This window comes from Streptomyces odontomachi, assembly GCF_024435355.1.
Lineage (GTDB): Bacteria > Actinomycetota > Actinomycetes > Streptomycetales > Streptomycetaceae > Streptomyces > Streptomyces odontomachi.
The window spans coordinates 1-26382 of the sequence record NZ_JAMJWG010000011.1; the positions used below are offsets into that span (position 1 = coordinate 1).

Sequence of the window (26382 nt, forward strand, 5' to 3'; positions counted from 1 at the left end):
GGGGCCAGTCTGCGGCGAGGAGGCGGGGGGAGGGGGCCCTCCCGGGGGTCGTGGGTCGCAGGATAGAGGGGGGCGGCGATGCGAGGCGGTACAACGCCGCGCCGCCCCCAGCGGAAAAAGGCGGCGGGGGGGGGGGCGGGCTGCTCGACAGCCGGCCACCGCCACAGCAGGACGCGGGACGAACGGAGCCCCGGCCCCGGATGCGCCCGCTCTCAGTCGCGCGCCACCCGGAGCCCGCGCGGGACGAGCAACCGGCCGGCCAGCGCCAGCAACCCGTCGGCGATCAGCGCGAGGGCGGCCACCCACAGCGCGGCGGCGATGACGCCCTCCAGCCCGTAGTTGGCCTGGCCGAGCACGATGTCGCCCAGACCACCGCCGCCCGCGACGGTCGCCAGGGTGGCGCTGGAGATCACGTACACCACCGCGATCCGGATGCCCGAGAAGAGCAACGGCAGCGCGAGCGGCAGTTCCACGGTGAAGAGGACCTGCCGCGCGGTCAGCCCCATGCCGCGCGCCGCACGCACCAGGTTCGGGTCGACCTGGTCGACGGCGAGGTACGCCTGGCTGAGGATCGGCGGGATCGCACAGACCAGCAGCGCGACGGCGATGTTGGCGAAGTTGAGGCCGATGACGCCCAGGCCGATCGCGATGATGGCGAGGCTGGGCAGCGCCCTTCCCACGTTGGAGATGCTGGTGGTCAGGAACTCGCCACGGTGCAGGTGCCCCAGCCACAGCCCGGCGGGCACGGCGACGACCAGCGAGATGCCGATGACCAGGCCGCACATCCACAGGTGCTGGCCGGTCTTGTCCAGCAGCAGCGGCAGCTGGTCGTGCATGAAGGTGAAGGAGCCCACGAAGGTGTCCATTTATGCGCTCCTCCTGCGGTGCGACCACGGTGTGAGCAGCCGGCCGGCGAGCACCAGCAGACCGTCGGCGGCCAGTGCCAGCGCGACCGCCAGCGCCCCGGCACCGACGAACTGGGTGTTGAACGGCGACTGGAGCGCCTTGAGGATCAGGGAGCCGAGCCCTTCGTCGATGACGTAGGCCGCGATGGCGACGGTGCCGATGGTCATCACCGTCGTCACGCGCAGACCGGCGATGATCGCGGGCATCGCCAGCGGGATCTCCACCTTGAAGAGGATCTGCCGCCGGGTCAGCCCCATGCCCCGGCCGGCCCGAACGGCGTCCTGGGGCACCTCGCGCAGTCCGGTGAGCAGGGTGGTGAAGAGCAGGTACAGGCTGTAAGCGACGAGCGCCACCTCCACCGTCAGCACCGAGAACCCGGTGACCGGCACCAGCAGCTGGAACAGCGCGAGCGGCGGCACCGTGTAGAGGAACGACGACACCGCGGAGACCGGGGCGGCGAGCCAGCCCTGGAAGTGCGCGAGCACGGCGGCCGCCGACGCGATGACGAAACCGATGACGACCGCGATCAGGGTCAGCTCGATGTGCTGCGCCAGCGCCGGCCAGAAGAGGTTCGACCAGTGGGCGGTGAACCAGTCGGTGCAGAACGTGGCGTCGTCGGCCACGCACCTGCTGGGCTCGCCGAAGTCGGGGATGACGGGATGGCCGGGCCCGCCGGCGGCCACGGCCAGCGGGAGGAGCGCGGTCATCATGCCGCCCCCGCCTTCCGGACGGCGTCGAGGGTCGCGGTCCCCACCACCTGTCCCTCCGGGCCCGTCACGCGCAGCGCATCGGTGCCCTCGGCGATCATCAGGGAGAGCGCGGAGCGCAGCGAAGCGTCCCGGGGGAGCGAGGGCAGCCGGGCCGCCTCGTCCGCCGCTGCGTCCTGTGCCGCGCCGTCGGGTGCCGCCAGCTCCAGGTCGGCCAGCCGGATCAGGGTGAGCCGCTTCAGCCCCCGGTCGGCGCCGACGAAGCGGGCCACGAACGCGTCGGCGGGCTCCTTCAGCAGCGTGTGCGGGGTGTCGTACTGGGCGAGCCGCCCGCCCTGGCGCAGCACGGCGATCCGGTCGCCCATCTTCACGGCCTCGTCGATGTCGTGGCTGACGAAGATGACGGTCTTCCTGATCCGCTCGTGCAGCGCCAGGAACTCGTCCTGCACCCGCTCCCGGGTGATCGGGTCCAGCGCGCCGAACGGCTCGTCCATCAGCATCACGGGCGGGTCGGCGGCCAGCGCGCGGGCGATCCCGACGCGCTGCTGCTGCCCACCGGAGAGCTGCGCCGGATAGCGCTTGCCGTACTCGGCGACCGGCAGCCCCACCAGGTCGAGCAGTTCGGCCACCCGCCGCTTCGTACGCCCGCGGTCCCAGCCGAGCACCTTCGGCACGGTCGCGACGTTGTCCGCTATGGACAGGTGCGGGAAGAGGCCGACCTGCTGGATGACGTAGCCGATGGAGCGGCGCAGCTCGATCGGGTCCATGTCCCGGATGGAACGGCCGCCGATCCTGATGTCGCCGCGGGTGGGCTCGGTCAGCCGGTTGACCATCATCAGGGCCGTGGTCTTGCCGCTGCCGGACGGACCGAGCAGGACGCAGATCTCGCCCGCCGGGACGGTCAGCGACAGCTCGTCGACGGCCGGCGTGTCGGCGCCCGGGTAGTTCTTCACGACCCGGTCGAAGACGATCTCCTGAGCTTCGGGGGCAGGGGCGTCCGCGGTGGCGCTGGCGGTGGCGGTGGCGTCCGGTTCGGTTGCCGGGACCGCCGGGCTCGCGGCGCCGGACGCGCTTCTCGGTTCGTTGGTTTCCTGACTCATCGGGGTTCTCCTGGGAGGGCGACGGGGGTACGTGCAGGTGCGGGGTGCGCGCCGCCGGGGCGCGTGGCGCCGGGACGCGCTGCGCTCAGGTCATCCCGTTCGCCCGCAGGAAGTCCGTGGCGACCTCGGACGGCGCCAGGCGTACCTCGTCGACGGCGCGGTTCATCTCGCGCACGGCCTTGTCGGTGAGCAGGGCGTCGATCCGGTTCAGCACCTTCGCGAATCCGGGCCCCTGCTCCTTGAGGACGCCCTTGCGCAGTACGGGGGCGAGGTTCTGGTAGCCGTAGAAGCTCTTGGTGTCCGCCAGCAGCGTGTAGTCGCCGCGGGCGAGCTGCGGGTCGGTGGTGAAGACGTCGGCGGCGTCGACCTGGCCGTGGTCGAGGGCGGAGTACTGCAAGCCGATGTTGAGGGTCTTCACCTCGGTGTTCGGCAGGTGGTACGCCTTGACGAGCTGGTGGTAGCCCAGTGCTCCGGTGAGGTTGTCGGGGTACTCGGCGAACACGACGTGCGGCGCCTTGCGCAGGTCGGCGATGGTCTTCATGCCGTACTTCCTGGCGAAGGCGGGCTTCACGCCCACCGCGTCGCGGTTCTGGAACGGCGTCGCGGGCAGCATCGTCAGGCCGCGCTTCTCCTGGAACGCCTTCGCCTTGCGGAAGGTCTCCGCCGCACTGCCGGGGACCTCGGTCTCCTGGGCCAGCACCTGGAGGATGACGCCCGTGTACTCGGGGTAGAGGTCGATCTGGCCGGAGGTGAGGGCACCGTCGATGATGTTGGTGCTGCCGATGTTCGACTTGAGCTCGACGTGGTAGCCGGCGTGCTCGAGCCCCTGCTTGTACAGCTCGCCGATGACCCACTCCTCGGTGAACTCCTTCGCGCCGATCACCACGGTGGGCCGCCCGCCGGGCGCCGCGGCTCCGCAGCCGCTGAGCGCGGCGACGCAGCCGAGTACCAGCAGCACCGCCAGCGCGGCCCGCCGCCCCGCCTTCCGGCCGATGTGGCGGCCCACTCTCCGGGCGCTCACACCTGGTCCCTGGGGATCGAACGAGTCCACGTACGAGCGAACACCTCACGCTCCTGAGCGCCGGAGCCCTCGTAGGCGGCGAGATGGTTGACGACGAGGAAGTCCCGGTCGTCGGCGGTCATCCGGGACCGGGTGTGCACCCGTACCGCCCACTCACCCCGCCCGATGCGCTCCTCCCGCTCGCACTCGACGCTCGCGGACAGCGGGTCGCCCTCCACCAGCCGGAAGCGGTTGAGGTCGCGCGAGCCGTACGTCAGCCCGTCGGCGCAGTCGACCATCGAGCCGCCGGCCGGCGTGGCGACGATGACCTGCTCCCGGCTCACCGGGTCGTACGTCACCCGGCGCGCACCCGGCAGCGTCTCCGTCTCGATGGAGTGCGGCGGAGCCGGCGGCGGTGGCCCGAAGTCACCCAACGCGGCCTCCTCGGCCGGACGCGGCTCCCGTACGGGAAGGGTCAACGCACCGTGGCCGGTGTCCAGCTCCAGCGCCACGGATTGGGGCGAGGGCCACACCCACGGCCACAACGCGGCGGAGACGGCTACCCGGATGCGGTTCCCGGCGCCGAAGGCGTGGCCGACGGCGAAGAGCGGAACCGTCACGTCGTAGGCCCGGCCCGGCTCCAGCGGTTCGGGCGCGGCGTGACCGGCGCGGTGGGTGAGGTTGAGCAGCCCGGTGGTGACCAGCCGGGACGCGCCGTCCGGCGTGACCTCGCACAGCCGCACGGCGAGCTGCGCCTGCGGACGGTCGCTCGTGACGCGCAGGGTGACCTCGGGAGCGCCGAGGATCTCCACCCGCTCGGGCAGCTCAGGCCCGGTGAAGGAGCAGGCCAGCCCGTCGTCGGCCGCCTGGTCGGCGTACTGCCCGGGAACGTCCCCGAACTTGAGGAAGTCGCCCGTTCCGGCCCCGAGGGCGAGCGGCGAACGCAGCACGGCCGTGCCCGGGACCCCGCCCAGCTCGCTCAGCGGCGTACGGCGGGAGGTGACGCCCGGTGACGGCCAGGACGGCTCGGCGACCCAGCGCCCGGCACGGTGCACGCGGTCGGCGCCGAGCGGGGCGGGCTCCGGCATCCACACGCGCAGCCCGAGGTCGTCGTCGGTGGGGGCGGAGGAGCGCATCCAGCGGTCGAACCAGCGGACGCACTCGCCGATGAAGTCGATGGCGGGTCCGGGCACCCCTTGGTGCGGGTAGTTGTGCGCCCAGGGCCCGAGCAGCCCCTTGACCGGGACGCCCGCCTCCTCCAGGCCGGTCATCAGCCGGAAGACGGCACCGCGGTACTGGTCGAGCCAGCCGCCCACCGCGTACACCGGCACCTTGATCGCGGAGTAGTCCTCGCAGACCGAGCCGTGCTCCCAGTACGCGTCCCGGCGCTGGTGGCCGACCCACTCCTCGGCATACGGAACCGTCGCCGCCAGCCGCTCCAGCCAACGCTCCCGCCAGGACTCGCCGAGCACGGCGGGGTCGCCGGGGCGGGCGTTGTAGGCGAGCATCGTCGCCGCCCAGGGCAGCATCTCGGAGGCGAGCAGGGCGCCGCCCGCGTAGTGCACGTCGTCGGCGTAGCGGTCGTCCGTGGAGCAGACGGTGACGATGCAGCGCAGCTGGGGCGGGTCGAGCGCGGCGATCTGCAACCCGTTGAAGCCGCCCCAGGACTTCCCGATGATCGCGACCTGCCCGTCCGACCACTCCTGCCGCTCGATCCAGTCGAGGACTTCGAGGGCGTCGGACAGTTCGGTCGGGTGGTACTCGTCGAGCATGACGCCGTCGGAGTCGCCACTGCCCCGGCAGTCGACCCGCACCGAGGCGAACCCGGCCTGCGCGAAGGGCGCGTGCAGCGTGACGTCGCGTGGCGCCGTGGCGTCGTTCTTGCGGTACGGGATGTACTCCAACACGCTCGGCACCGGCCCTGAAGCGTCCGCCGGCAGCCAGACACGGGCGGCGAGCCTGGTGCCGTCCCTGAGCGGTATCCAGACATGACGCAGGACGCGGACGGGGTGGTGGGGGCGGCCGTGGGGGTGGTGGTGCGGGGGCTGGTGTGTGGTTTCTCCAGTGGAGGCTGGAGTTCCGGTAGTGGGCGGCATGGCCGGAAACTTTAGGCGAACGCGTATTCGCCGAATGTCCGCCTATGACTGATTTTTGATGTCATGTGAAAGGTGAATATCAACACACGAATGAGTCGGGAAAGATTGGGTATCCGCGGAGAGCCTCCTCTTTCTGATTGACATGCTCACGGAAACTCGCGATTCTACGGACCGGTAACCACAGCGGAGCGGGATCGTGTGCCGCGCGAGAGGACGTAGGAAAAGGGGCTATGAGACTTCGTCGTCGAATTTCCGGCATGGCGGCCTTCGCGCTGTCCGTCGTCCTCGCCGTCACGGCGTGCCTGGTGTCCGCCGGGCCGGCCGAGGCGGGCCAACAGGGCATCCAGGCGGCGGACCCGAGCGTCCTGCGCGTCGGCGGGACCTACATCTCGGTGCAGTCGACCGGCGGCGGTATCGCCGTACGGCAGGCCTCCTCGACGGACGGCCTGTCCTCGGCGACCGCCCGGCAGATCTGGTCCGACAGCCACGGTCTCGGCGAGGTCTGGGCCCCGGAGATCGTGCGGGACGGCGGTCGCTACTACGTCTACTTCTCGGCCGGCGCCGGATCCGCCCACCGGATGTACGTGATCAGCTCAGCGAACCCCGACAGCGGCTACACCGCCGAGACGAAGCTGGCCCTGCCCGACGACAAGTGGGCCATCGACGGCACCATGTTCACCTTCAACGGGCAGCGCTGGTTCGTCTGGTCCGGCTGGGCCGGCGACACCAACGTCGAGCAGAACCTCTACATCGCCCGCATGAGCAGCCCGACCACCCCGACCGGGGGACGCTCCATCATCTCCCAACCGAGGGAGAGCTGGGAGCGCGTGGTCGGCAACCCGTACATCAACGAGGCCCCCGAGGCGATCAAGGACCCGAACGGGCAGCTGCACATCGTGTACTCCGCCAACGGCAGCTGGAGCGACCAGTACTGCCTGGCCGACCTGCGGCTGCGGTCCGGCGGCGACCCGACCTACGTATGGGACTGGTACAAGTCCAACGGCTGCCTGTTCGGCTCCAACGCGGCGACCATGATGAGCGGTTGGGACCCGACCCTCTACGTGAACGGCCCCGGCCACCACACCTTCGTCCTCCTCGACGGAGACATCGCCACCAGCCCGCCCGCCGGCCCGACGTTCCCCCTGATGTTCCACGCGGTCGCGAAGGGGACCCCGTACTCGTGGGCGAACCGGCACTGGTACACGGGAACGTTCTGCTGGTGGGGGAACACCACGTACAGCCGCGCCAACGTGCCCGGTGACAACACCAACACCGGGTGGAGCCTGAAGTTCTTCGAGTAGGAAGTTCTTCGAGTAGGAAGTTCTTCGAGTGGACCGGGCGGGGTTCCGGCGAACCGGCCCACCGTTCCCGTTCCCGTTCCTTTTCCCTTCCCGTGCCCGGGGACCGGTCCCCGGGCACGGGTCGTGCCGGCGTCAGCCCGCGCGCAGTAGATAGAGGCCCGCCGCACCGGGTGCGAGGTCGACCGTGAGGGCGTCCTGGGCGTTCGTGGCGCGGTACTCCCCGCTGGACGGGTCGAAGGACGCGATCCGCGCCACGGAGGTGGGCCGCACCGCCACCGTCGCTCGGGCGCGTGCGTTGTGCCAGCGGTTGGCCACCAGCACCCAGCGGTCGGCGACGGCCGGGTCACGGCTGCGGAAGGTGCTCAGGATCACCGGCGCGCCGCTGACCGAATCCAGCTGGTCGTCGGGGGTGAAGGCGGTCGCCCCGGCGGGCAGCGGCGATTCGTTCGCGTGCATCACGGACTCGGGCACCAGCGGCTTGAGCTCCCGCCCGACGGGCCGCAACCAGGTCGTGTTGATGGCACGGGCCGCGTCGTACCGTTTCGTCCGCGCCCCGTCCACCGTGATGAGCGCCGGCTGGAAGCCTTCGCCGCGCGCGGCCTCCGGGGTCCAGTACGTGAAGTACTGGATGCCCTTGGCGCCGTAGGCGAGGCTCACGTTGACCTGCCAGAGCAGCTCGGCCGCGGTGGGCGTGCGGTGGTTGTTGAACGCGAGCGTCTGGATGAACGTCCATGCCGGCAGGTCGGCGCTGAGCGCCGCCTTGCGCACCACCGACCAGTTGAGGAAGTACTCGGCGTCCTCGCGCCCCTCGGAGAGCAGCGGATAGCGGTCGAAGGAGATCAGCGACGGCTTCACCACGTCCACGAAACCCTGGTAGTAGGCCGGATCGGTGGACGGCAGGAGGTTGACGTACGGCAGCAGGCCGGGCGCGACGTCGCGCGCCGCCTGAAGCGTGCGGGCCAGGGTGGCGAACCAGCCTGCCCCCGGTTCGTCGTAGTGGTTGAAGCCGGCGAGGGAGGAGTGCGGGCCGTACGCGTCGAAGGCGCGCTTGTACAGCTCGCGGGCCTCGGCCGGGGTGACGGACAGATGGTCGGCGGGATCGTCCGAGATGGCGAACCACCGCGACATGTTGCTCACCTGGATGTCATCCGAGATGAGCATCTTCAGGCCGGCGTCCTGCGCCAGGCCGAGCTGGTGGGTGAATATCTGGCCGTCCCCGGCGTAGTTGCCCGAGATGACGAAGGTGAACCCGGCGTCGGCGATCTCGGCGTAGCGGGCTGCGGTGCTGGCGTAGGGGTGCGGCGGCCAGAAGATGCCGATGGGGAAGTCGGGGCCGCCGGTGAGGGGGAGCTGGTCGGGGGAGGGGGCGGCGGTTTCTGCGGTGGTCCCCGTGGTGGTCCCTGCGGCCGTCTCCGCGGTCGGTGCCGCCGGGGTCGCGGCCGCCTGGGGTGCCCCGGCCATCCAGGGCAGGGCGCTGCCGGCGGCGACTCCCGCCGCGCCCAGTAGGCGGCGTCTGCTGACGGCCAGTGCCCGGTGCGGGCTCGGGCCCGGCTGATGTGGGCTCGGGCCCGGTGCGTCGTGTCTGGCAGGGACGTCCATGTGCGCTCCTTTGTCCGTTTGCGGGGCGGGGCGTCGAACTCCGGTCGGTGCAGCCGGAGTCCGAGTCGCCGCCAACGGCCGGCTCCGACGGCGTGAACACGTTTCATGCCGCTCGGAGCCATGCGGCTGAGGGCGTGGCAGCCGTGTCGTCGCACGTCCGATTCACCGCATGTCGGACGCGGCGAACCTGACGAACCGCTCCAGTGCCTCGCGTGCCTGATCCGAACGGGTGCTCAGCTCTGTCCTGTCGGATGCCTTGTGCAGGTCGGTCGCCATGTCGTAGGCGCCTTGGGCGGTGTCGATCAGTGCCTGCCCGCTTGCTACGAGTTGGACGCGGAACAGCGCGTGGAGGGCGATCCCGCGCAGCCGGTAAGCCTCCGTACGAGCGTCGACGAACGCGGGCCCGTCCCGATCCTCGTCGCCGCGATGCCAGCGATCCTGCTGGCTGCGCCGGAACTCCGTCAGCGCTCCGGCGAAGTCGCTGTACACGGCCATGCGATCCGAGCGGAGCTGCTGCTGGGCCGCGAACATGCGGTCATGTGCGGACACCCTGCGTTGGAACACGTACGTCACAGCGGAGCCGAGCAATGTCCCAACGACTGCGATCAAGGCGGAGAAGACACCGTCCACCGGAGTAGGACATCACAAGATCGTCGGTGCGCCAAGATGCGCGGACCACGCGCTGTCGGAGGCAGCCCTCCCCGCCACTGCGGTGAATCACCCGGGCATGTCCCGGCTCAGCTGCGGGCCGGGGTGAGCACCACGAAGTCCGCGTTCGACGGGTCGAGGCAGACGGCCAGGCGGCCGACGCCCGCTGCGTCGTCGGGCCCCATCTGCACGCTGCCGCCGTTCTCGGTGACCGCGGCGACCGCGGCGTCGCAGTCGGCGACCGCGAAGACCGGGTGCCAGTACGGTCGTCCGCTCGTCAAGGCGAGGTGCTCCTTGGGGAGTTGCATGACGCCGCCGTGCATGCGCTCCTCGGGAAGGCCGGCGGGGGTGATGAGGGAGTACGTGCCCCCGCCGCCGGGCAACTCCATGTCGCTGAACCGCCAGCCGAAGAGGGCGCCGTAGAACTCCTTGGCGGCCGCGGCGTCGGTCGTGTACAGCTCGGTCCAGGACAGCGAGCCCGGCTGGTCCACGAGCTCGACACCCTTGTCCTTGCCCGGCTGCCAGACGGCGAACTGGCCGCCCAGCGGGTCGCTGTACTGTGCCATCCGGCCCCAGTCGTCGAGGTCCATGGGCGCCACCCGCACGGTGCCGCCCGCGCGCTCCACGGCCTGGGTCGTGGCATCCGCGTCGGCGACGCTGTAGTAGATCATCCAGGCCGGGCGCGCGCCCTCCTCGGTGAGCTTGCCGAGGCCGGCGACGATCTTTCCGTCCTTGCGGAACATGCCACCTTCCATGTCCTCGCCCTCGCCCATGGACTGGTAGCTCCACCCGAGCACCGCACCGTAGAAAGCCGCGGCGGCGGGGACGTCAGGAGCGCCCAGGTCCAGCCAACAGGGCGAACCGGGGGCGAAGTCCGTGGTGATCATGGCGATGGTTCCCTTCCGCAGATCCCTGGTGGCATCAGGGTGGCACCGTGCACTGACACTCGCCTGTTGATCACTTTCCGTGACCGGCGTGGCGCGTTCGGTGGATGCCTTCGCCCGCCCCGTCGGAGCACTCCTTCGCAACTGCCACGGTGCCGTTCGCGCGAGGGACACTGGACATGAACGGGTGACGGCCGCGAGCCAGGAGACGCTTGCGACCAGCGCGTTTGCGCTCGCTTGCCGTGCATGGGCACGGGTCACCGCCTGCCGTGCACGGGCACCGGCCACGGAGAGGAGCAGGCGGTCACCATGACCAGCATCATTCGCCGAATCGTCGACCTTTTCCGGATCAAGGCGAACAAGGCGCTGGACCGTGCCGAAGACCCGCGTGAGGTCCTCGACTACTCGTACCAACGGCAACTGGAGATGTTGCAGCGGGTGCGGCGCGGACTGACGGATGTCGCGACCAGCCGCAAGCGGGTCGAGGTGCAGGCGGCGCAGCTGCGGCAGTCCGGCGACAAGCTCGAGAAGCAGGCACAGCAGGCGCTCGGCGCCGGCCGGGAGGATCTGGCCCGTGAGGCGCTGACCAGGCGGACGGCGGTTCTCGACCAGATCGAGGACCTGGACGGCCAGGGGGCGACCTTGCAGGAGCAGGAGGAGAAGCTCACCGTCTCGGCGCAGCGCCTCCAGTCACAGGTGGAGACGTTCCGTACCCGCAAGGAGACCATCAAGGCCGGCTACACCGCGGCCGAGGCCCGCACCCGCATCACCGAGGCGGTTTCCGGTATCGGTGACGAGATGGGCGATGTCGGCATGGCCGTGCAGCGCGCCCAGGACAGGACCGAGGAGCTCCAGGCCCGGGCCGGCGCCCTGGACGAGCTGATCGACTCCGGAGCTCTGGAGGACGCCACCCTCCCGGCCGGCCGCGACGACATCCAGACGGAGCTGGATGCGACGACGGCCGACCAGGACGTGGAGGCCCAGCTGGCGACGATGAAGGCCGAACTCCCCGGCTCCGCCACCCCGCCGGCCGTGACGGGCGGCGACAGCACACGTTCCTCGCGGCCCGAGAACCCCGAAGTGGAACGCTCACCGGACGGCCCGTCCGACGAGGGCCCGCCTGACGACGGCCCGCCCGATGAGAAGACGACGCGGTGACCCTGTGTTTCGGGCGATGGCGTGATGGCCCCACCCGGTGATGCCGCCGAACGTAAGGAGTGGGCCTGGTGAGTCCGAACGCGCATCCGGACGGAGCCACGGGCGAGTGGCCGGCACGCGTGGCCGCCGTCCGCCGCGAACTCGCCGAGCACGGACCACCGCGCACGCCCGACGGCGCTCCGGACTTCGCCACCGTCGCACTACCGGAGCGTGACTGCGATCAGGTACGTGACCTGCTGGTGGACGAGCGGGTCGGCACGGTCGTCGAGATCGGACTCGCCTACGCCCGTTCGGCGCTGGCGATCGGCGAGGCACTGCTGCGTGCTGGTTCGCGGACCCCGCGGCACGTGGTGATCGACCCGTTCCAGTACACGGCCTACGACGGTGTGGGGTGGGAGCTGCTGTGCAGCGCCGGCCTGGACGGCGTCGCCGAGCTGGTGACCGAGCCGTCGCAGCGGTTCCTTCCCCGGCTGGTCGCCGCGGGCTTCGCCGCGGACGCGGCGTTCGTCGACGGCAGCCACCACTTCCACAACGTGTTCGTCGACCTCGTCTTCCTGGGCGAGATCGTCCGGCCCGGCGGCATCGTGGTGCTCGACGACGTCTGGTGGCCGTCCGTCGGTGCCGCCGTCGCCTACTTCGAGACCAACCTGGGGTGGCGCCCGGTGCCGGGCGCTCTGACGGACGGGACGACCGACCCGGCCAGCGGTCGGCCACGGACCCGTGCCTACCGGCTGCCCGATCCACGCCCGACGTTGGACTTCAAGGAGTTCCGGCCGTTCTGCTGACAGATCTCGGTCACCTGCCCCGGGTGGGGGCGGACACCTCGGTGAGGCGTTCGGCCTCCCGCCACAGCCGGGCCGCGGTGACCTTGTCGCGGCCCGGGCGCGGCAGCGCGACGGGCTTGGTCGGGCCGACGAGTGCCCAGCGGGGCCCGTAGTAGCCGCCCGAGGCGGCGCCGGGGTCGGCTGCGGCGTAGAGCAGGGGTTCGGCGCCCTGTTCCGGGCCCTGCGAGGGGGCGATCCGGTAGGCCAGGGACTCGATCAGGCCGGGGCGGCCACCGTTCAGGTGCGGGCCGGAGGTCATCAGGTTGGTACGGGTGTAGCCCGGGTGCGCACCGATGGACAGCAGGGCCCAGCCGCGTTCCGCGGCGAGAGCGGCCAGGTGCGTCATCATCAGCAGGTCGGCCAGCTTCGACTGGGCGTACGCCCGGGTCGGGCGGTAGCGGCGGGCCGACTGTAGGTCGTCGAAGTCGATCCGCGCCCGGTTCGCCATGCCGCTGCTCATCGTGGCGACCCGCGGTGCGGGGGCGGTCAGCAGCAGGGGCAGGAGCCGGACGGTGAGCGCGAACGGGCCGAGGAAGTTGCTGGCCAGCTGGAGCTCGAAGCCGTCGACCGTCTCCGTGCGCGCGGGGACGTTCATCACTCCGGCGTTGTTCACCAGGACGTCCAGCGGCCGGCCGTCGGCGATCAGGCCGTCGGCGAACTTTCGCACCGAGGACTGGTCCGCCAGGTCCAGGCGGCGGACCTCCACCCGGGCACCGGGGTGCGTGGCCAGGATCTCCGCCCTCGCCTGCTCGCCCTTGGTCTCGGTGCGCACCGCGAGAACGACGTGGGCGCCGGCAGCGGCGAGACGCTTGGCCGTCTCCTTGCCCGTGCCGCTGTTCGCGCCGGTGACGACGGCGAGCTTTCCCTGCTGGTCGGGGACCTGGTACATGACGAGCTCCATAACGTACTGCCGGTATCTTGTCTCGCCACCCAACATAACGAACCACCGGTACCTTAGTAAAGTACCGGCGGTCTGTAAGCTGGAGGGGTGTCCTTCCAGCGAGCGAGAACCGACGAACAACGCAACCAGCGGCGGCGGCAGATCCTGAATGCCGCAGACGCGATGCTGACCGAGATGACGGTGTCCGAACTCAGCCTCAGCGCCCTGAGCCGCCGGGTCTGCCTGGCCAAGGCCAACGTGCTGCGCTACTTCGAATCGCGCGAGGCGGTCCTGCTGGAACTGCTGGATACCCAGGTCTCCGACTGGCTCGCCGAGCTGGAGCGCGAAGCCGTCCCCGCAGGTACGACCGAGGAACGCGGCGACCGGCTCGCCGCGCTCCTGGCCGCCTCGATGGCGCGCCGACCGGTGCTGTGCGACCTGCTCAGCTCGCAGGCCGCCGTGCTGGAGCACAACATCTCCACCGAGGTCGCGGCCCGGCACAAGCACACCGCCCGGGAGTCCCTGGAGCGCCTGGTCGCGCTCGCCGCCCGGTACCTGCCGGAGCTCGGCGACGAGGGGGCCGCGACCCTCGTGGAGACAACCCTGCTGATGGCCGTCGCGGCCTGGCCGTGCAGCCGCCCCCCGCAAGCCGTCCTCGCCGCCTATGCCTCCGATCCCGCGCTGGCCGCCCTGCGCATCGACTTCACCGACGTCGTGCGCCGGACAGTGGAAGTGACCTCCTCCGGCCTCCTCGCCCGCCGGGAAACCCTGCACGCGACCACCTCCTGAACGGACGTCCGCCCGACCGAAACGGCCACGCACAAGGCCTGAACGGCCCGCTCCTGAAGGCTCAGTGCGGGAATGCCCGCGGCGGGCGCTGACGGGGCAGCGTGCTGCGGAACTCCTCGATCACGGCACTCATTTGCCGCATCAGCACCGTCCGTTCCAGCAGATCGAGGGAGAGACAGCGGCGGGCCAGTCCGGGCAGGTCCACGCAGAAGTACAGGGCCATCAGCGGATTGACGAGCAACTCGCCGTCCCTGGTCCGCTCCGTGAACCGGAGGCAGGGATACGGGACACCGGAACAGGGAAAGCCGGGAAAGCCCCCTGCCCCCTGCCCCTGCCTCACTTCCTGTGCGACCCCACCGTATGGCGCCGGGTCCACTCCTGCCGGTGATCGGCCGCCATCTCCCGTGCCCGTTCGACTTCCCGGGCCGGGACCGGCTCGCGGCGCAGTGCCGCCAGGGCGGTGCGCATCCCGGTGACGAAGCGGCGGCCGAGCGGGGTGAGGTGGCCGCTGTCCAGCAGGACCCCGGTCGCCTCCCAACTGGCCTCCCGCCACCGGACGAACTCGAGGTGCGCGTAGGAGAGTGCGGCCGGTTCGGTCTCCACCCGCCGCTGCCGACCCCAGAACCCGGCCACGCCCAGGTGGGCGTAGGCGCCGTGGAACAGTCCGGTGAGCGGGCGCGGGTCGGACCGCCAGGGTGCGTAGAACCGTGCGCCGGAACGCACGGCGGCGGGGTCGACCAGGTCCAGGGCGTGCAGCAGGGCGGCGAACTTGGTGTGCTGGATCTCGTGGGTCAGGGCCAGCGCCAGGGCGCGCGGGGACGGGGGCGTGGACAGCGCCGTGCAGCCGTGCGTCTCGGACGAGCTGGCGCTGATGGTGGTGCCGTCCGGGCCGCGGGCCAGCGGCACCAGGACCCGGGTGCCCGCGCCCAGTTCCTCCGCGGGCCCCGGGTGGACCGCGCACAGCAGCCGCCACCCCTCGGCGACCGTGTCCTGCCAGTGCCGCAGGTCCCGCTCGGGGAGCCGATTGACGCACCAGGGGGACGCCGGGAAACGAAACGGGTCCACGTCGTCGAGCAGGAGCGTCGTGTCCGACCCGGGGGCGGCGATCCTGCGCAGCCCCGACCAGCCCGGCGCCACCCCGTCGAACGGGTCCCGCGGGACCCGCACCACCTGCTCGCCCGCGGTGACCGTCGCGCCCGAGCGCGTCACCCGCACCACCGCGGGCTCGCCCTCGGCCGCGTCGGGGAACCGAGCCGCCCCCAAGGAGGGCAGCGCCACCCACCCGCCTCGCACCCGCAGCACGACCGTGGTCGGCAGTGCGGCCCGCACCACGGCCGCTGCGGTCAGTGCGGCCAGCGGCTCCAGTGACGGCGCAGGCTGCCCGCCGGACAGTTCGCGCAGCAGGCGCAGGTTGGCAGGGCCGGCCGAGGGATAGCACAGCACCTGGCGCAGTGCCTCGGGCGAGCGCCGCTGCACCGCGGTCAGCGCGGCCCAGACCTCACCTGCCACGCCGCCGAGGTCCGGCCGGCGCTGCTGCGCCAGGGTCAGCACGGCACGCACCAGGGTCAGCCGCCGGCTGTACTCCACGCGGTGCAGCAGACGCAGCGCGGCGGCGCCGCCGTCGCCGGAGGCGATCCGGTCGAACAGCTCGCCGGGGACACGGTGCCGCGGCAGACTCATGCGGCGCCCGCCCCGGCGGTCCGGAGGTCGGCGATGTCGGCCGTCAGACGCCGGCGCACATGGCTGATCAGTGCGTACAGGTCAGGGCAGTAGACGGAGGGGTTGGCGAACCCCGATCCGGCACGGTAGCGGTGCACGTAGTGACCGCCGCCGCAGACCCGGTGCAGCCGGCATGCCCGGCACGGCGCGGCCAGCGCCTGGGCGCTGAGCTGCCTGGCGACGAACGGGGGATGGCGCAGCGCGGTGTCGAAGGCGTCACGGGCCACATGCAGGCCGGTGGCGGCGGCACCGGGGTAGGCGGTGCGCAGCGCGTCGTCCTGGCCGATCCGCCCGTCCGTCTCGACCACCAGGTACGCCGTGGGCTCCAGACCGAGGCCCTCGGGTCCGGCCCGGCCGCCGAGCAGCAGGGTGAGGATTTGCTCCAGCACCCGGACCCGCGTCTGCCGGACCGGCGCGCCGTACCACTCGTCGAACACCGCGGCCAGCCAATCGGCGTAGGGCGTGGCGGGGTCGTCGGGGATCCGACCGGGCGGGGGCGTGGTCCAGTTGCCGTGCGGGAGCAGGAAGTCGACCAGAGGCGGGCGGTGGCGCAGCAGTTCCCGGTAGGTGCCAACCGGGTCGTTGCGCAGGTCGATGGTGCACAGCAGGCCGCCGAACAGGGCGCGGTGCGGTCCGCCGGAGAGCCGGTGCAGGGCCTCGGTCACCCGGGCGTGGCTGCCGTGGCCGTCCGCGGTGCGCCGGTGCAGGTCGTGTGCGGCACGGTCGCCGTCCAGGCTGATCCCGATCCGCACCCCGTGCCGGGCGAACAGCGCCAGGTAGTCGTCGTCCAGTCGCGTGCCGTTGGTCTGCACCGACACGTCCACCCGGACCCGCGGACCGGCCGCCTCGCGGACGGCGGTGATCGTATGGGCGATCAGGTCGGGGCCCGCCAGCAGCGGCTCGCCGCCGTGCAGCACCACACCGACGCGGTCGAGACCGTGCGCCGCAGCGTGCTCGGAGATGCGCCGGGCGGTCCAGCCGACCACGGCACGGGACATCGCCCGTGGCTGGTCCCGCCAGCTCTGGTCGGGCCCGCGGTACATGTAGCAATAGTCGCAGTCGAGATCGCACCGGCTGAAGATCTTGAGAACGAAATTCCGGAAGGGCACCGGAGTCCAGCCCCCGGCCACGACCGCATCGACATCCAGACCGGACGGCCAATTCGAATCCGGTCGGTTCTGTGGCCGGATGCGCGCGCCGCGCGCATCGTCGTCTCCGCCGGTCAATGGCCCTCCATGCGCAGCGGATTCGGGGGGCCAAGTATTTGCCGCTGCGCACGGGCGAGTCAAGGGCGCACTATCGGCCCACCTATCGCATCTCGGCCAACATCGACGCTGGTCAGAACTGATCGAGTGCACGCGCACTGGCTGGTAAGTTGACGCCCCGTTAGCATGGCATGGCGGCCCGCGCTTATTTGCCGAGCCGTTTCCGGACAGGATTCTGGCAGGGATTCCCATGGACGGTGGCGACTTCCGTATGAGTGATGTCGAGGTAACAGGCGCGCGGGTGGCACCGGGCGATCTCGAATCCCCCCTGGTGGATCTGTCCGGCCTGTCACTGGAAACCATCGCGAACCTGCCGGACTCCGCGCTGGGTATCGCCTTGCGCCGCATCCACGAAGCGGCCGAGGGTGCCGACGACCTGTTCAACACGGACTACAAACAGGAGGCCGCGTAAGCCGGCCACCGTCACTTTCCGGTCGCCCGCTCACGCGGGAACGCGTCCATAGAATGAAGACTCCGGCGCCGGGGTGCATCCGGCTGGGAACGGAGCGGTCATGCCACAGCCCGAGATCGACCCGCGCACCGTCCGGGTGACGACGTTCTGCTCCACCAGGGAGAACATCGGCCAGACCACCACCCTGACCAACACGGCCCTGCTGCTCGCCGAGGCCGGGCGCCGGGTGCTCGTGGTGGACGCCAAACCCTCCGACGTGAGCGTCCCGCGCTATCTGCGCACCCTGCCGGGCGCCACCGTGGCCCCGTCGCGCAGTCCCGGCCACCCGGACCGGTGGCGGATCACCGGGCACACCGGCGGGCTCCGGCTGGACCTGCTCACCCTGGACGGCTTCGGGGAGTTGGACCTGCTGCCGGACCAGCGCGCCGTCGAGTCCGGCAGCACGCTCTTCGCAGGCTACGACGCGGTACTGATCGACGCCCCCCTGGCCCACGCCGACCGGCAGTTCGAGGCGCTGGCCCGGGTGTCGGACACCATCGCCGTCTGCTTCGCGCTCAACTCCTGGTCCGTCGAGAACGCCGCCGGCCTCGCCCGCCGGATCAGGAACCGCGCCGTGACACCCGTGACCGTGCTCGCCGTGGGCCTCCAGGCCGACGTCCGCACGCACGACCAGTTGCGCACCGCCCGCGCCCGGGTGCGCGCCGAGTTCCTGGACCTGGCAGACCCCGGCGACACGCCCCGTTACCTCGAAATCCCCTACGCGCCCGAGTACATGCAGAGCGACCGGCTGGCCGTCGCGGACGAGCCGCCCGGTTCCGATGACGGCCTGCGGCCGTGCCTGGCCCAGCTCGCCGAGGAGATCACGCGGACCCGCCCGACCGGGATCCGCCGCGCCACCGTGGTGCACACCCCGCGCGGCGTCGCCTGGGCCCGCTGGCTGGCCGAGCGCCTGGAGTTCTCCGGGGTGCCGACGACGCTGACGCCCTTCGCGCAGTTCACCGGCGAGCGTCCCGGGCACGGCACGGCGCTGCTCATCGTCTCGCCCACCGGTCTCGACGACGAGACCATGCAGCTGCTGGCCGCGTTCTCGCACCCGGACGTGCGTCTGGTCCTGGTGGACGAGACGCAGCCGCAGGTACTCCTCGCCCACCACGAACGGATCGACCTGCGGCGGCTGTCCGAGCCGCAGGCCGTGGCCCGGCTGCAACGCAGCCTGCACCTGGCCGCGCCGGTGGCCGGACCCGGCCCGCACCGCCGGCTGCCCCGGCTGCCGGAGCGGGCCGTCCTGCCGCCACGGGCCGTCGGGTTCATCGGCCGGGACGGGATCCTGGACGGGCTACGCGCGATGGTCGACGAGGCCGGACGGTGCCTGCTGACCGGTGAACCGGGCATCGGCAAGAGCGAACTGGCCCTGGAGTTCTGCCACCGCTTCGGCGGCGACTACGACGTGGTGTGGTGGCGGTCCGCCGCGTATCCCGGCCCGCTGCACCAGGGCCTGGCCGAGCTGACCGGGCAGCGCGGCGGCGACGGCCCGCCGGAACCGCCTCCGGGTGAGCGCTGGTTGCTGGTCTACGACGACGTCCGCGACCCGGCGGTGCTCCGGCAGCTGCCGCGGACCGGCGCTGGCGTGGACGTCCTGCTCACCTCCCGGCAGCCCGGTGACGAGGCGTTCGCACGGCACACCGTCACCGTCCCGCCGTTCACGCCCGAGGAGAGCCGGGCCCTGCTCGCCGCCCAGGTCCCGGGACTGCTGCCGGAACAGGCCGAGCGGGTGGGCCAGACGGTGGGCAACGTGCCGCTGACCGTACAGCTGGCCGCTGCCTGGCTGGGGATCGCCGTGGAGCAGGCGATGGCCGACAACCAGCTCTTGGCACAGGCGCTGCGGCAGGCGGTGGCCCGCTTCGGCGATGACTTCCGGCTCGCCCAGGCCCGCCTCCAGGCCCAGCCGGGCGGCACCCCGCTGACCCGGGTGATGCTGGAGGTGAGCCTGGCCTCGCTGATGCGGCTGCCCGGGGCGCAGGCGTGGGCCCGGGAGAGCGCGGGCAGCGCCGCCCTGGTGTGGCTGCTGGAGGCGTGTGCGCTGCTTGCCGAGTCCGATGCCGACGTGACGCTGCTCACCTCCCCGCAGATGCAGGAGGCACTGGCCCGCCGGCAGGCGCGGCCGTCCGCGGCCGACGAGCCGCAGCCGATGCTGAGCGATCCGCTGATGGTGGACGTCGCCCTGTGGTGCCTGGCTCGGCACGGCCTGATCGAGGTCGACTTCGAGCGCCCGGACCGGCCGGTGCGCCAGCACCGCACGCTGGCCGAGCTCATCCGCGCCCGCCTGGGCGAGGACCTGAGCGAGCGGGAGACCGAACTGCGAGAGGTCGTCGTCGGCTACACGGCCCACCCGGCGAGGCAGCTGCCCGGGAGCCTGATCGAGGATCGCCGGGCGCGGTATCTGACCGAGCTGCGCGCCTGGGAGGACGACCGCCCGATGGTCCGCCAGGGAGTCCTGGAGCACCTGAAGGCGCTGCTGGCCAACGGGGCGGAACGCGCCCTGCTCCAGGTGGTGGAGATCGGCAGCCGGGCCGAGCGGTCCTGGGGCTCCGGCGCGGCCTCGCCGCAGTACCTCAGGCTGCTCAACCTGATCGCCGGCGCGCACCGCCAGCTCGGCGACTACGCGGACGTGGCCCGGTACGACCGGCGGGCGCTGAGCGGCCAGCGCCAGCTCCTCGGGCCCGTTCACCCGCGCACCCTGCTCACGGGAGACTCGTACTGCGCGGCGCTGCGGGCCACCGGACACTTCGACGAGGCGGTGGTGGAAGGCCGGCACGTGCTGCACGGTCTCACCGAACTGCTCGGCAGCGGGCACTTCGCCACCGTCCAGGCCGAGTACAACCTGGCGCTCGCAGAAGCCCTGGCAGGCAACCCCAGCGGCGCCCTGGAGCTGCTCCAGAGCCGGTTCGACCGGCGCCGGGCGATCGGCGGCGAGGACGACAGGGACGGCTGGGGGCTGGCCAATGCGCTGGCCGCGATGCACCGCGCCGTCGGCGCGGACCTGGAGTCGTTCACCCTGCTCAAGGAGTATCTGGCCCGCCGCACCGTGCTGGGCCTCAGCGACCTCGCCGTGCTGAACGCGGAGGTGGCCCTGGCGGTCACCGAGCGCAGGCTGGGCCGGCCGCAGTACGCGCTGGACCGTGACACCCGGGCGCTCGGGGAGCTGCGCCGCCACGTCGGCGAGCGGTCCATCGCCACGCTGCGCTGCCGACTGAGCCGGTCGGCCGACCTGTACCAGTTGGGCAAGCACGACGAGGCCGTGGCCGAGGCCCGCCGCTGCCTCCAGGTGCTGGAGGACACCTTCGGCACGGCCCACCCCTACGCCCAGCTGTGCCGGGTCCGCCTGGCGGTGCACACCCGGGCCGCCGGGCAGCAGGCCGAGGCGCTGCGGATGGGCGAGGAGGCGCACCGGCGGCTCCTGGACCGGCTCGGCGCCGTCCACCCGTGGGTGCTCGCGGCTGCGGTGAACCTGGCCAACACGCTGGTGGAGCAGGGCGACTGGAGGCTGGCCGCACGGCTGGAGGCGGACACCCTGGACGGCTTCGACGCGGCGGGTATGGCCCAACACCCCAACCGCGATCTGGCCGCCCACAACCTCGCCGAGACCCGTGCTCGCGCCGGTGGCTCGTCCCCGCCACCGGACGCACCACCGCGTGCGGACATCGATCTGGAGCTGCCCGGGGTATGAACGACGGTGGACCCCCGAACACGGGTGCCGCCGCAGGAGAGGAGTGACGACAGTGGCCGAGAAGGACCCCGCGCTCTGCCGTGCGCGCGCCCGGACGGTGGTGCTCACCGAGCGGCACGACGACGGCCACCGGCCGCTCAGCGACCGCTGCCAGGACGCGTTCGCGGACTCCGCGGCCATCCGGTCGATCGCTCACTTCGGCAACGGGATCATCGACTTCGCGGTGCGTCCGGAGAACGCCCGGCCCCTGCCGAACACCACCCTGGTCACGGAGGACCCGCTGGAATCCGAGGGGGCGATGGGCCGTCAGCTCATCCGTTCCTTCCAGGACCTGGACGCCGAGCTGAACCGGTTCCAGACGGGCGACCTGATGCGCATGGTCGTCCAGACCCGGTCCTGCGGCCTCTACTGCGGGCGGGTCCGGGCGCGGCAGCACCTGGTCGGCGTCACCCTCGACAGCGATGTGCCCGCCCTGGACGAGGCGATGAACCGGCTGGTCACCCGGCTGCGCACCGAGGTCTACAACCTGCCCGACGAGAATCCGGGCGGCGCGGAAGGGGCGTCGCGCGCCGAGCTGGACACGGTGCAGAAGCTCACCTTCGAGGGCGGGCTGCGCCACGATCCGGCAAGGGTGGGGCAACTGCGCGGCATCTGGCACCGCTTCGTCAACCCGACCGACCTCCAGTACGCCTCCTACTTCCAGCACTGGACGCTCACCTGCGCCGGTGACGCCTTCGAGGACCCGGGGCTCAGCCCGCGCTTCCTCGACATGACGGCCAGTGCCCGGCGCGCCCTCTACCGCGACCTGGCAGGGCGGCTGCGCGGCACCGTGGCCCGTTTGCAGGACGTGCTGCGCCCGATCACCCGCGATCCCATCGACCGGCTGGTGCTCGACGTGCAGGAAGGCGCGGTGTACCTGCACCGGCTGCCCACGGGCCTCGACGACCTCGTCATCGGGGTGACGATGGACCAGTTCCTGGTCGGCAGGGCCGAGCAGCGGCTGCGTGAGCTGGTCAGCGAAATTCCGGCGCCGCCCCGCCCCTGACCACCTCGAGCACCCGTTGATTGACCCGCTCCGCCAGGCGGCGCAGCACGTCCTCGGCGTCCGCCCGCAGCAGGGCGTGCCCCGCGGTGTCCAGCGTGTCGTGCGACCCGTCGGCGGGGGCGAACAGCGGCAGGTGCCGTTCCGCCCGGGCCAGTGGCAGCACCTCGGTGGTGATCTCGAAGCTGCGGCAGAGCACGAACAGGTTCCTTATCTGGTCAGCGCCGGGGCTGGGAGACGGGTTCGCGACGCGTACCGCGGACAGCCAACCGGCCACACCGTCGCGGAACGCCGTGAGCAGGTGGCGCAGCAGGGTGGCCACGCCCATCGTCTGGAACTGCTCGGGAGTGAACCGCAGCCGCCGAGGCGCCTCGTCCGCCGTGACCGTGCCGGAGGCGTCCACGTCCAGCAGCTCCGGCAGACGGGGGTCGTAGAGCACGTCCAGGGCATCGAAGGCCCGGGTGAACTCCTCCGCCACCCGCACCGGCAGCTCCGCCTCCCCCGCCATCGGCTCCGGCACGGACCGTGTCGCCGCCATGAACGGTCTGGCGGGCCGCTGGGCGGTGGCCAGCACCCGCTCCAGACGGGAGTCGATCCGCTGGATGTGGTCCAGCAGGGCGTCCTGGTGACTGGACAGGCCGCCGATCCGCCGGCTCAGGCGCTCCTCGGCGGAGTCCCGGTGGACGCTCTTCAGCCGCTCGGCCAGGATGTGCAGCGCCTCGCGCACCAGCTCCTCGAACTGCCCCGTCTCGTAGACGATCGGCTGGGCGCCGCTGACCCGGGCGACCCGCTCCCGCATGCGCCGTGACAGGTGGCCGTTGACGACGACGAGCACCGCGCAGTGGCCCGGCTCGGACGCGGCACGGGCTGCTCGGACGACTCCGGCGATGACATCCACCTCCGCGTCCACCAGGACGGAGCCCACGGTGAGGACGGCGATCCTGGAGGTGTCGCTCACCCTGACCCAGAAGTCGACCTGTGCGGCGGCACCGCTGGAACCGGGTCCTCCGGGGGAGGGTTCCTCGGTGCGCCACTGGCCGGCGACGAGGATGGCTTCGATGACCCCGAGGACGTAGTCCTGGTTGGCGGTCCGGTACAGCCGGCGGACCGCCGCGTGCACGATGCGCTCGTCGACGACGGTGGCGCCCCGGGGCGAGCTCTCCATCAGGTTCCAGCACCACCAGCAGGTCTTGAGCACCTGCCGAGGAACGCCGCCGGCCAGCTGGCAGATCTCCGCGAGGGACCCGGCGGTGAACAGCGGGCGGTCCGCCTGCGGCAGGTAGCTCTGCACCAAGCGGGCCGTCTGCTGCTGGTCGAGGGGGGACGGCCAGATCTGCATGATGCGTTCGTGCAGGTTGGGCCTGAACCGGCTGAGCGGTGCGGGGGAGACGCAGAAGACCAGCAGTCCGCCCTCGTTGGTGTAGACGTTGACCAGCCGTTCGAAGGCGTCGACGAAGGAGAACTGATCGTGCTCCGGCCAGTCGAGGACCTTCTCCAGTGCGTCGAGGACCAGCGCGTAGGGTTTGCCGACCCGGCCGTGCAGGAACGCGAAGACGGCGAGCACGTCGAAGACCGCGTCGATGCCGTCGATACGGTCCCGGATGCCGCGGTCCACCAGGGGCTGGGCGGGTTCCGCGCCACCGAGCCAGTCCCAGACCAGGCGCTTGAAGTCACGGTCGAGCAGCAGCGTCAGTGCGGTGGCGAACTTGCGGTGCTCGGTGATGTCGCCGAGGTGCCGCTGGAGGTCGCGGTGGATGAGTTCCTCGTCGATCTGGAGCGCGTCGACGGCCTTGTGCGGGTCGATGGTGCGCAGCCGCAGGCCCTGGGCGATCTGCGCATGGCTGGACTGCGGCCCTCCGTCGTCCTGCTCCTCGATGCGGAGCGCGGCCACGTCGGCGTAGTAGTCGATGACCACGTCCTCGAAGGCCACCCGGCGGGTACGGTCGTCGCTCAGACGCATCAGCCGGTCGCGGTAGACCATGCCGAGGTCGACCACCGGCTCGTCGATCACCCACACCGGGGGGTCTTCCTCGCGCTCCCGTAGCTGGGTGGTGACCGAGTTGGCCAGATGGGTCTTGCCGATGCCCAGCGTTCCGACGAGGGCCACCGCCCGCCCGCGCAACCGGCCGCCCGCGGTTCTGCGGAAGTAGTCGTCGGCCTGCTCGCGCAGATGGTCCAGGGCATCGGTGTCGATGGTGACCGGTTCGTCGTCGCTCCGTGCGCTCGCGCCCGTCTCGTCGGCGAACCCGCCCAGCCGCGCCGCGGGTATGGGCGGGAAGGGGTTGCCCACTTGGAATAAACGGTCTGCTGCGCTCATCGGGGTGCCTCCGGGCAGGGGCGAATCGGCGTTAACGTCCAAGAGCTCCGAGGTTCGGTCTCCTGCGGTCCTGGTACACGCGCAGGTGGTCCAGGGTGATCTCCTGGCGGTGGTGCTGGCTCCTGATCACTTCTTGCGAGACTCGGTAGTACATCTCCTGTAGGTCCCGCACGGTCCGGCCCCAGCTGTGCGGTGAGTCCCCACCGATGGCCTCGTCGGCCACGGTGACCCGGGGGCTGGGCAGCCCTGGGGCGGCCATGCGCTTTTCGACGAACCGTGCGCAGTCCTGATCGTGCAGCTTTCCGACAATAAGATGAGTCATATTCGTACCCAGCTGAATATCGCCGAACTCGTCTTCTATGTCTTTGTCCAACTCGCTGTTGGAACTTTCCACGAAGAAGACCATACCTGCCGGCACATTGCTTGAGCAGGCGCGAAGAAATCTCTTTTGCAGATCCGAGCTGCGCCATCGCATGTCGGGAACCACCACCAGGACACAGTGGGCAAGCTCGACCAGAACTTCTCCCAGGGCCCGGTAGGCGTTCCACAGGGCGGATGAGTGCAGAGCGGCGTGTTCCTCGGAGGCGGCCAGACCCGAGAAGTCCTTCACCGCTCCCAGCCTGCGCTTGACTTGGTCGAAGATGCGTCTGTTGATGTCTTCGAGCGGGGCGAACTGCCCGTTGTTGTCCCGGCAGATTCCATCACCCCGGTTCTTCACGTTGCCGAGCAGTACGACGCTCACCTCCTCCATCCCCCGCTTCAGCGACCACAGTTCTTCCTCGTCGGTCTCGTGCCGCTGCCTGACTTCACGGATGCCCTCGACGAGCCCGGCCACACAGCGGTGGATCAGTGACGTCTTGCCGCAACCCTGCGGCCCGCTGACCACCACCACATGGCCCGAGGTGGCCTGGCTGTCGGTGACGTCCAACGCCTGGGGGCCCTCGTCGACGAAGTACTGGAACTGCTCGTCGGTATGGTCCACCGGGGCGTACAGCTCCGCGTGCCCGTGAATCATCCAGGGGACCAGGGGCCAGTCCCCCGTCCAGTTGTAGACGGGCCGGCTGGTGCCGGAAGGCTCGTAGGCGGCGCGTATGGCGAACGGGTTGTGGACGGTCCTGGTCAAGCGTGATCACCTGCATCCTGGTCCTGGCTGCCGGGGACCTGATCCGGGCCGCGCACCAGCCTGCGCAAGTGCCACACTCCGGCCGAACGGGTCAGACGGAGTGCCGCGTCGACATGGGCCTCCAGGAGGCTGTGCTGTTCCTCGGCCAGGGCGGGCCGCTCGTGCGCGGGCAGGGCGCGCGGCCCGGTGGCCGTGGCGCCCACCGCCACGGGTGGCTGCGCCAGCGGAAGGCTCCGGGCGAGTGCCTCGGCCTGCCGGGAGCGCTCTCCGGTCACGGCGAGCCCGCGCAGTGCCGCGGCCAGGGCGGCGCGGGCGGCGGCCGTGGGCTCGTGCGCGGTGTCGGTGTTGCGCTGCCAGGCGTCGAGGTACTCACCGGCACTGACCGCGAACCCGGTGGCGGCGGTGACCACGGCACGCGCCCGCTCGCGTCGCCCGCCCGTGCTCCGCTCGAAGAGCTGGCCGGCCAGCGCGAAGAGGGCACCTCCAGCGGCCACCGCAAGGCTGGTCAACAGGCCGCCGGAATCCCCGCCGCCCGCGCCGCCGCCGGATGGCCGAGCGGCGGCGTCTGCGGCCATCAGCGCGGTGCAGGTACGCCGGAACGCGGCCGGGTCGTGGCCCGCCCAGGTCGGGGCCGTCATCGTCGGCCCCGAGGCGGTCACGCGCACCAGGGACGGATCGCCGGGCACGGTGCGGGCCACGCCCAGCGCTGCGGCGGCCTGGACCAGGGCGGCGCGGCGGGAGGGCGTCAGGCAGTAGACGGTCTGCACGTCGTCCTTGCCGGAGTCGGCCGCGAGCGCGTTCTGCGGCGCGCACACGGCACCCAGGCAGGCAGCCGCCACGGCCGCCAGCACCGCCTCCCGTAACACCCTCCCGATACCCCGTTCT

The 26382-nt window shown here is 71.5% G+C and carries 21 protein-coding genes and 1 pseudogene; 7 read left to right on the forward strand and 15 right to left on the reverse strand.

From position 1 onward, the window contains the following. Window positions 1-212: 212 nt before the first annotated feature. From NQO67_RS22305 to NQO67_RS22325, 5 genes are all read right to left on the reverse strand, one after another. A complete protein-coding gene (locus NQO67_RS22305; protein WP_255951918.1) occupies window positions 213-866 on the reverse strand; it encodes an ABC transporter permease in 654 nt (217 codons plus the stop codon). Further along, on the reverse strand, window positions 867-1616 hold the full coding sequence (locus NQO67_RS22310; protein ID WP_255951919.1) for an ABC transporter permease: 750 nt from the start codon (window positions 1614-1616) through the stop codon (window positions 867-869). Next, on the reverse strand, window positions 1613-2713 hold the full coding sequence (locus NQO67_RS22315) for an ABC transporter ATP-binding protein (protein ID WP_255951920.1): 1101 nt from the start codon (window positions 2711-2713) through the stop codon (window positions 1613-1615). The genes NQO67_RS22310 and NQO67_RS22315 overlap by 4 nt, the downstream gene beginning before the upstream one ends. Window positions 2714-2798: 85 nt before the next feature. Continuing rightward, window positions 2799-3734, reverse strand: a complete 936-nt coding sequence (locus NQO67_RS22320; protein ID WP_255951921.1) for an ABC transporter substrate-binding protein — start codon at window positions 3732-3734, stop codon at window positions 2799-2801. After that, window positions 3731-5710, reverse strand: coding sequence for a CocE/NonD family hydrolase (locus tag NQO67_RS22325; protein ID WP_255952162.1), 1980 nt, complete (start codon window positions 5708-5710; stop codon window positions 3731-3733). Before NQO67_RS22325 ends, NQO67_RS22320 begins: the two co-directional genes overlap by 4 nt. A 329-nt stretch (window positions 5711-6039) precedes the next feature. Between NQO67_RS22325 and NQO67_RS22330 the strand changes: the two genes are divergently transcribed. Next, complete coding sequence (locus NQO67_RS22330) at window positions 6040-7110, forward strand: glycoside hydrolase family 43 protein (RefSeq protein WP_255951922.1); 1071 nt, start codon at window positions 6040-6042, stop codon at window positions 7108-7110. Window positions 7111-7242: 132 nt separating this feature from the next. Here the strand turns inward: NQO67_RS22330 and NQO67_RS22335 are convergent, their stop codons facing one another. The 3 genes from NQO67_RS22335 to NQO67_RS22345 all read right to left on the reverse strand — a co-directional run bounded on the left by NQO67_RS22335 (window position 7243) and on the right by NQO67_RS22345 (window position 10244). Beyond that, the gene (locus tag NQO67_RS22335) at window positions 7243-8709 is read right to left on the reverse strand and encodes a hypothetical protein (protein ID WP_255951923.1); all 1467 of its coding nucleotides are present in this window, start codon (window positions 8707-8709) and stop codon (window positions 7243-7245) included. 162 nt (window positions 8710-8871) lie between these two features. Further along, entirely contained in the window at window positions 8872-9258 is a 387-nt protein-coding gene (kilB, locus tag NQO67_RS22340) for a plasmid transfer protein KilB (RefSeq protein WP_255951924.1), read from the reverse strand. Window positions 9259-9446: 188 nt separating this feature from the next. Beyond that, window positions 9447-10244: a VOC family protein gene (locus NQO67_RS22345; RefSeq protein WP_255951925.1), complete on the reverse strand. Its 798-nt coding sequence runs from the start codon at window positions 10242-10244 to the stop codon at window positions 9447-9449. Window positions 10245-10550: 306 nt separating this feature from the next. On the opposite strand from NQO67_RS22345, the gene NQO67_RS22350 reads away from it, so the two are divergent. Then, window positions 10551-11399 carry a PspA/IM30 family protein gene (locus tag NQO67_RS22350; protein WP_255951926.1) on the forward strand — a complete coding sequence of 283 codons (849 nt, stop codon included), beginning with the start codon at window positions 10551-10553 and terminating at the stop codon, window positions 11397-11399. 68 nt (window positions 11400-11467) lie between these two features. Continuing rightward, window positions 11468-12184 carry a class I SAM-dependent methyltransferase gene (locus tag NQO67_RS22355; protein WP_255951927.1) on the forward strand — a complete coding sequence of 239 codons (717 nt, stop codon included), beginning with the start codon at window positions 11468-11470 and terminating at the stop codon, window positions 12182-12184. A 10-nt stretch (window positions 12185-12194) separates the two neighbouring features. Here the strand turns inward: NQO67_RS22355 and NQO67_RS22360 are convergent, their stop codons facing one another. After that, the gene (locus NQO67_RS22360; RefSeq protein WP_255951928.1) at window positions 12195-13112 is read right to left on the reverse strand and encodes an SDR family oxidoreductase; all 918 of its coding nucleotides are present in this window, start codon (window positions 13110-13112) and stop codon (window positions 12195-12197) included. Window positions 13113-13211: 99 nt separating this feature from the next. Here NQO67_RS22360 and NQO67_RS22365 point away from each other — a divergent pair, with 99 nt between their 5' ends. Then, the gene (locus NQO67_RS22365) at window positions 13212-13892 is read left to right on the forward strand and encodes a TetR/AcrR family transcriptional regulator (protein ID WP_255951929.1); all 681 of its coding nucleotides are present in this window, start codon (window positions 13212-13214) and stop codon (window positions 13890-13892) included. Window positions 13893-13953: 61 nt separating this feature from the next. On the opposite strand, the pseudogene NQO67_RS22370 reads toward NQO67_RS22365, so the two are convergent. From NQO67_RS22370 to NQO67_RS22380, 3 genes and pseudogenes are all read right to left on the reverse strand, one after another. Next, window positions 13954-14166 (reverse strand): annotated as a pseudogene (locus NQO67_RS22370) (DUF1152 domain-containing protein); the annotation flags it as partial. Window positions 14167-14228: 62 nt separating this feature from the next. Further along, on the reverse strand, window positions 14229-15572 hold the full coding sequence (locus tag NQO67_RS22375; RefSeq protein WP_255951930.1) for an HEXXH motif domain-containing protein: 1344 nt from the start codon (window positions 15570-15572) through the stop codon (window positions 14229-14231). Then, window positions 15569-16741, reverse strand: coding sequence for an FxsB family cyclophane-forming radical SAM/SPASM peptide maturase (locus NQO67_RS22380; protein WP_308295687.1), 1173 nt, complete (start codon window positions 16739-16741; stop codon window positions 15569-15571). Before NQO67_RS22380 ends, NQO67_RS22375 begins: the two co-directional genes overlap by 4 nt. A 346-nt stretch (window positions 16742-17087) precedes the next feature. Between NQO67_RS22380 and NQO67_RS22385 the strand changes: the two genes are divergently transcribed. The 3 genes from NQO67_RS22385 to NQO67_RS22395 all read left to right on the forward strand — a co-directional run bounded on the left by NQO67_RS22385 (window position 17088) and on the right by NQO67_RS22395 (window position 22060). Next, on the forward strand, window positions 17088-17288 hold the full coding sequence (locus NQO67_RS22385) for an FxSxx-COOH-like cyclophane-containing RiPP peptide (protein WP_255951932.1): 201 nt from the start codon (window positions 17088-17090) through the stop codon (window positions 17286-17288). 100 nt (window positions 17289-17388) lie between these two features. Next, the gene (gene fxsT, locus NQO67_RS22390) at window positions 17389-21015 is read left to right on the forward strand and encodes an FxSxx-COOH system tetratricopeptide repeat protein (protein WP_255951933.1); all 3627 of its coding nucleotides are present in this window, start codon (window positions 17389-17391) and stop codon (window positions 21013-21015) included. Between the two features lie 52 nt (window positions 21016-21067). After that, complete coding sequence (locus NQO67_RS22395; RefSeq protein WP_255951934.1) at window positions 21068-22060, forward strand: hypothetical protein; 993 nt, start codon at window positions 21068-21070, stop codon at window positions 22058-22060. Here the strand turns inward: NQO67_RS22395 and NQO67_RS22400 are convergent. The 3 genes from NQO67_RS22400 to NQO67_RS22410 are packed head-to-tail and all read right to left on the reverse strand — an operon-like array spanning window position 22029 to window position 26363. Next, window positions 22029-24374: a hypothetical protein gene (locus NQO67_RS22400; RefSeq protein WP_255951935.1), complete on the reverse strand. Its 2346-nt coding sequence runs from the start codon at window positions 24372-24374 to the stop codon at window positions 22029-22031. The genes NQO67_RS22395 and NQO67_RS22400 overlap by 32 nt on opposite strands. A gap of 31 nt (window positions 24375-24405) precedes the next feature. Continuing rightward, window positions 24406-25497: a hypothetical protein gene (locus tag NQO67_RS22405; protein WP_255951936.1), complete on the reverse strand. Its 1092-nt coding sequence runs from the start codon at window positions 25495-25497 to the stop codon at window positions 24406-24408. Further along, a complete protein-coding gene (locus tag NQO67_RS22410) occupies window positions 25494-26363 on the reverse strand; it encodes a hypothetical protein (protein ID WP_255951937.1) in 870 nt (289 codons plus the stop codon). Before NQO67_RS22410 ends, NQO67_RS22405 begins: the two co-directional genes overlap by 4 nt. Window positions 26364-26382: the final 19 nt, after the last annotated feature.

Coding starts and splice junctions, on each gene's coding strand:
- NQO67_RS22330 (WP_255951922.1), top strand. CDS start 6,040: ATGAGACTTCGTCGTCGAATTTCCGGCATGGCGGCCTTCGCGCTGTCC.
- NQO67_RS22335 (WP_255951923.1), bottom strand. CDS start 8,709: ATGGACGTCCCTGCCAGACACGACGCACCGGGCCCGAGCCCACATCAG.
- fxsT (WP_255951933.1), top strand. CDS start 17,389: ATGCCACAGCCCGAGATCGACCCGCGCACCGTCCGGGTGACGACGTTC.
- NQO67_RS22385 (WP_255951932.1), top strand. CDS start 17,088: ATGAGTGATGTCGAGGTAACAGGCGCGCGGGTGGCACCGGGCGATCTC.
- NQO67_RS22345 (WP_255951925.1), bottom strand. CDS start 10,244: ATGATCACCACGGACTTCGCCCCCGGTTCGCCCTGTTGGCTGGACCTG.
- NQO67_RS22400 (WP_255951935.1), bottom strand. CDS start 24,374: ATGAGCGCAGCAGACCGTTTATTCCAAGTGGGCAACCCCTTCCCGCCC.
- NQO67_RS22315 (WP_255951920.1), bottom strand. CDS start 2,713: ATGAGTCAGGAAACCAACGAACCGAGAAGCGCGTCCGGCGCCGCGAGC.
- NQO67_RS22375 (WP_255951930.1), bottom strand. CDS start 15,572: ATGAGTCTGCCGCGGCACCGTGTCCCCGGCGAGCTGTTCGACCGGATC.
- NQO67_RS22360 (WP_255951928.1), bottom strand. CDS start 13,112: ATGTACCAGGTCCCCGACCAGCAGGGAAAGCTCGCCGTCGTCACCGGC.
- NQO67_RS22350 (WP_255951926.1), top strand. CDS start 10,551: ATGACCAGCATCATTCGCCGAATCGTCGACCTTTTCCGGATCAAGGCG.
- NQO67_RS22305 (WP_255951918.1), bottom strand. CDS start 866: ATGGACACCTTCGTGGGCTCCTTCACCTTCATGCACGACCAGCTGCCG.
- NQO67_RS22310 (WP_255951919.1), bottom strand. CDS start 1,616: ATGATGACCGCGCTCCTCCCGCTGGCCGTGGCCGCCGGCGGGCCCGGC.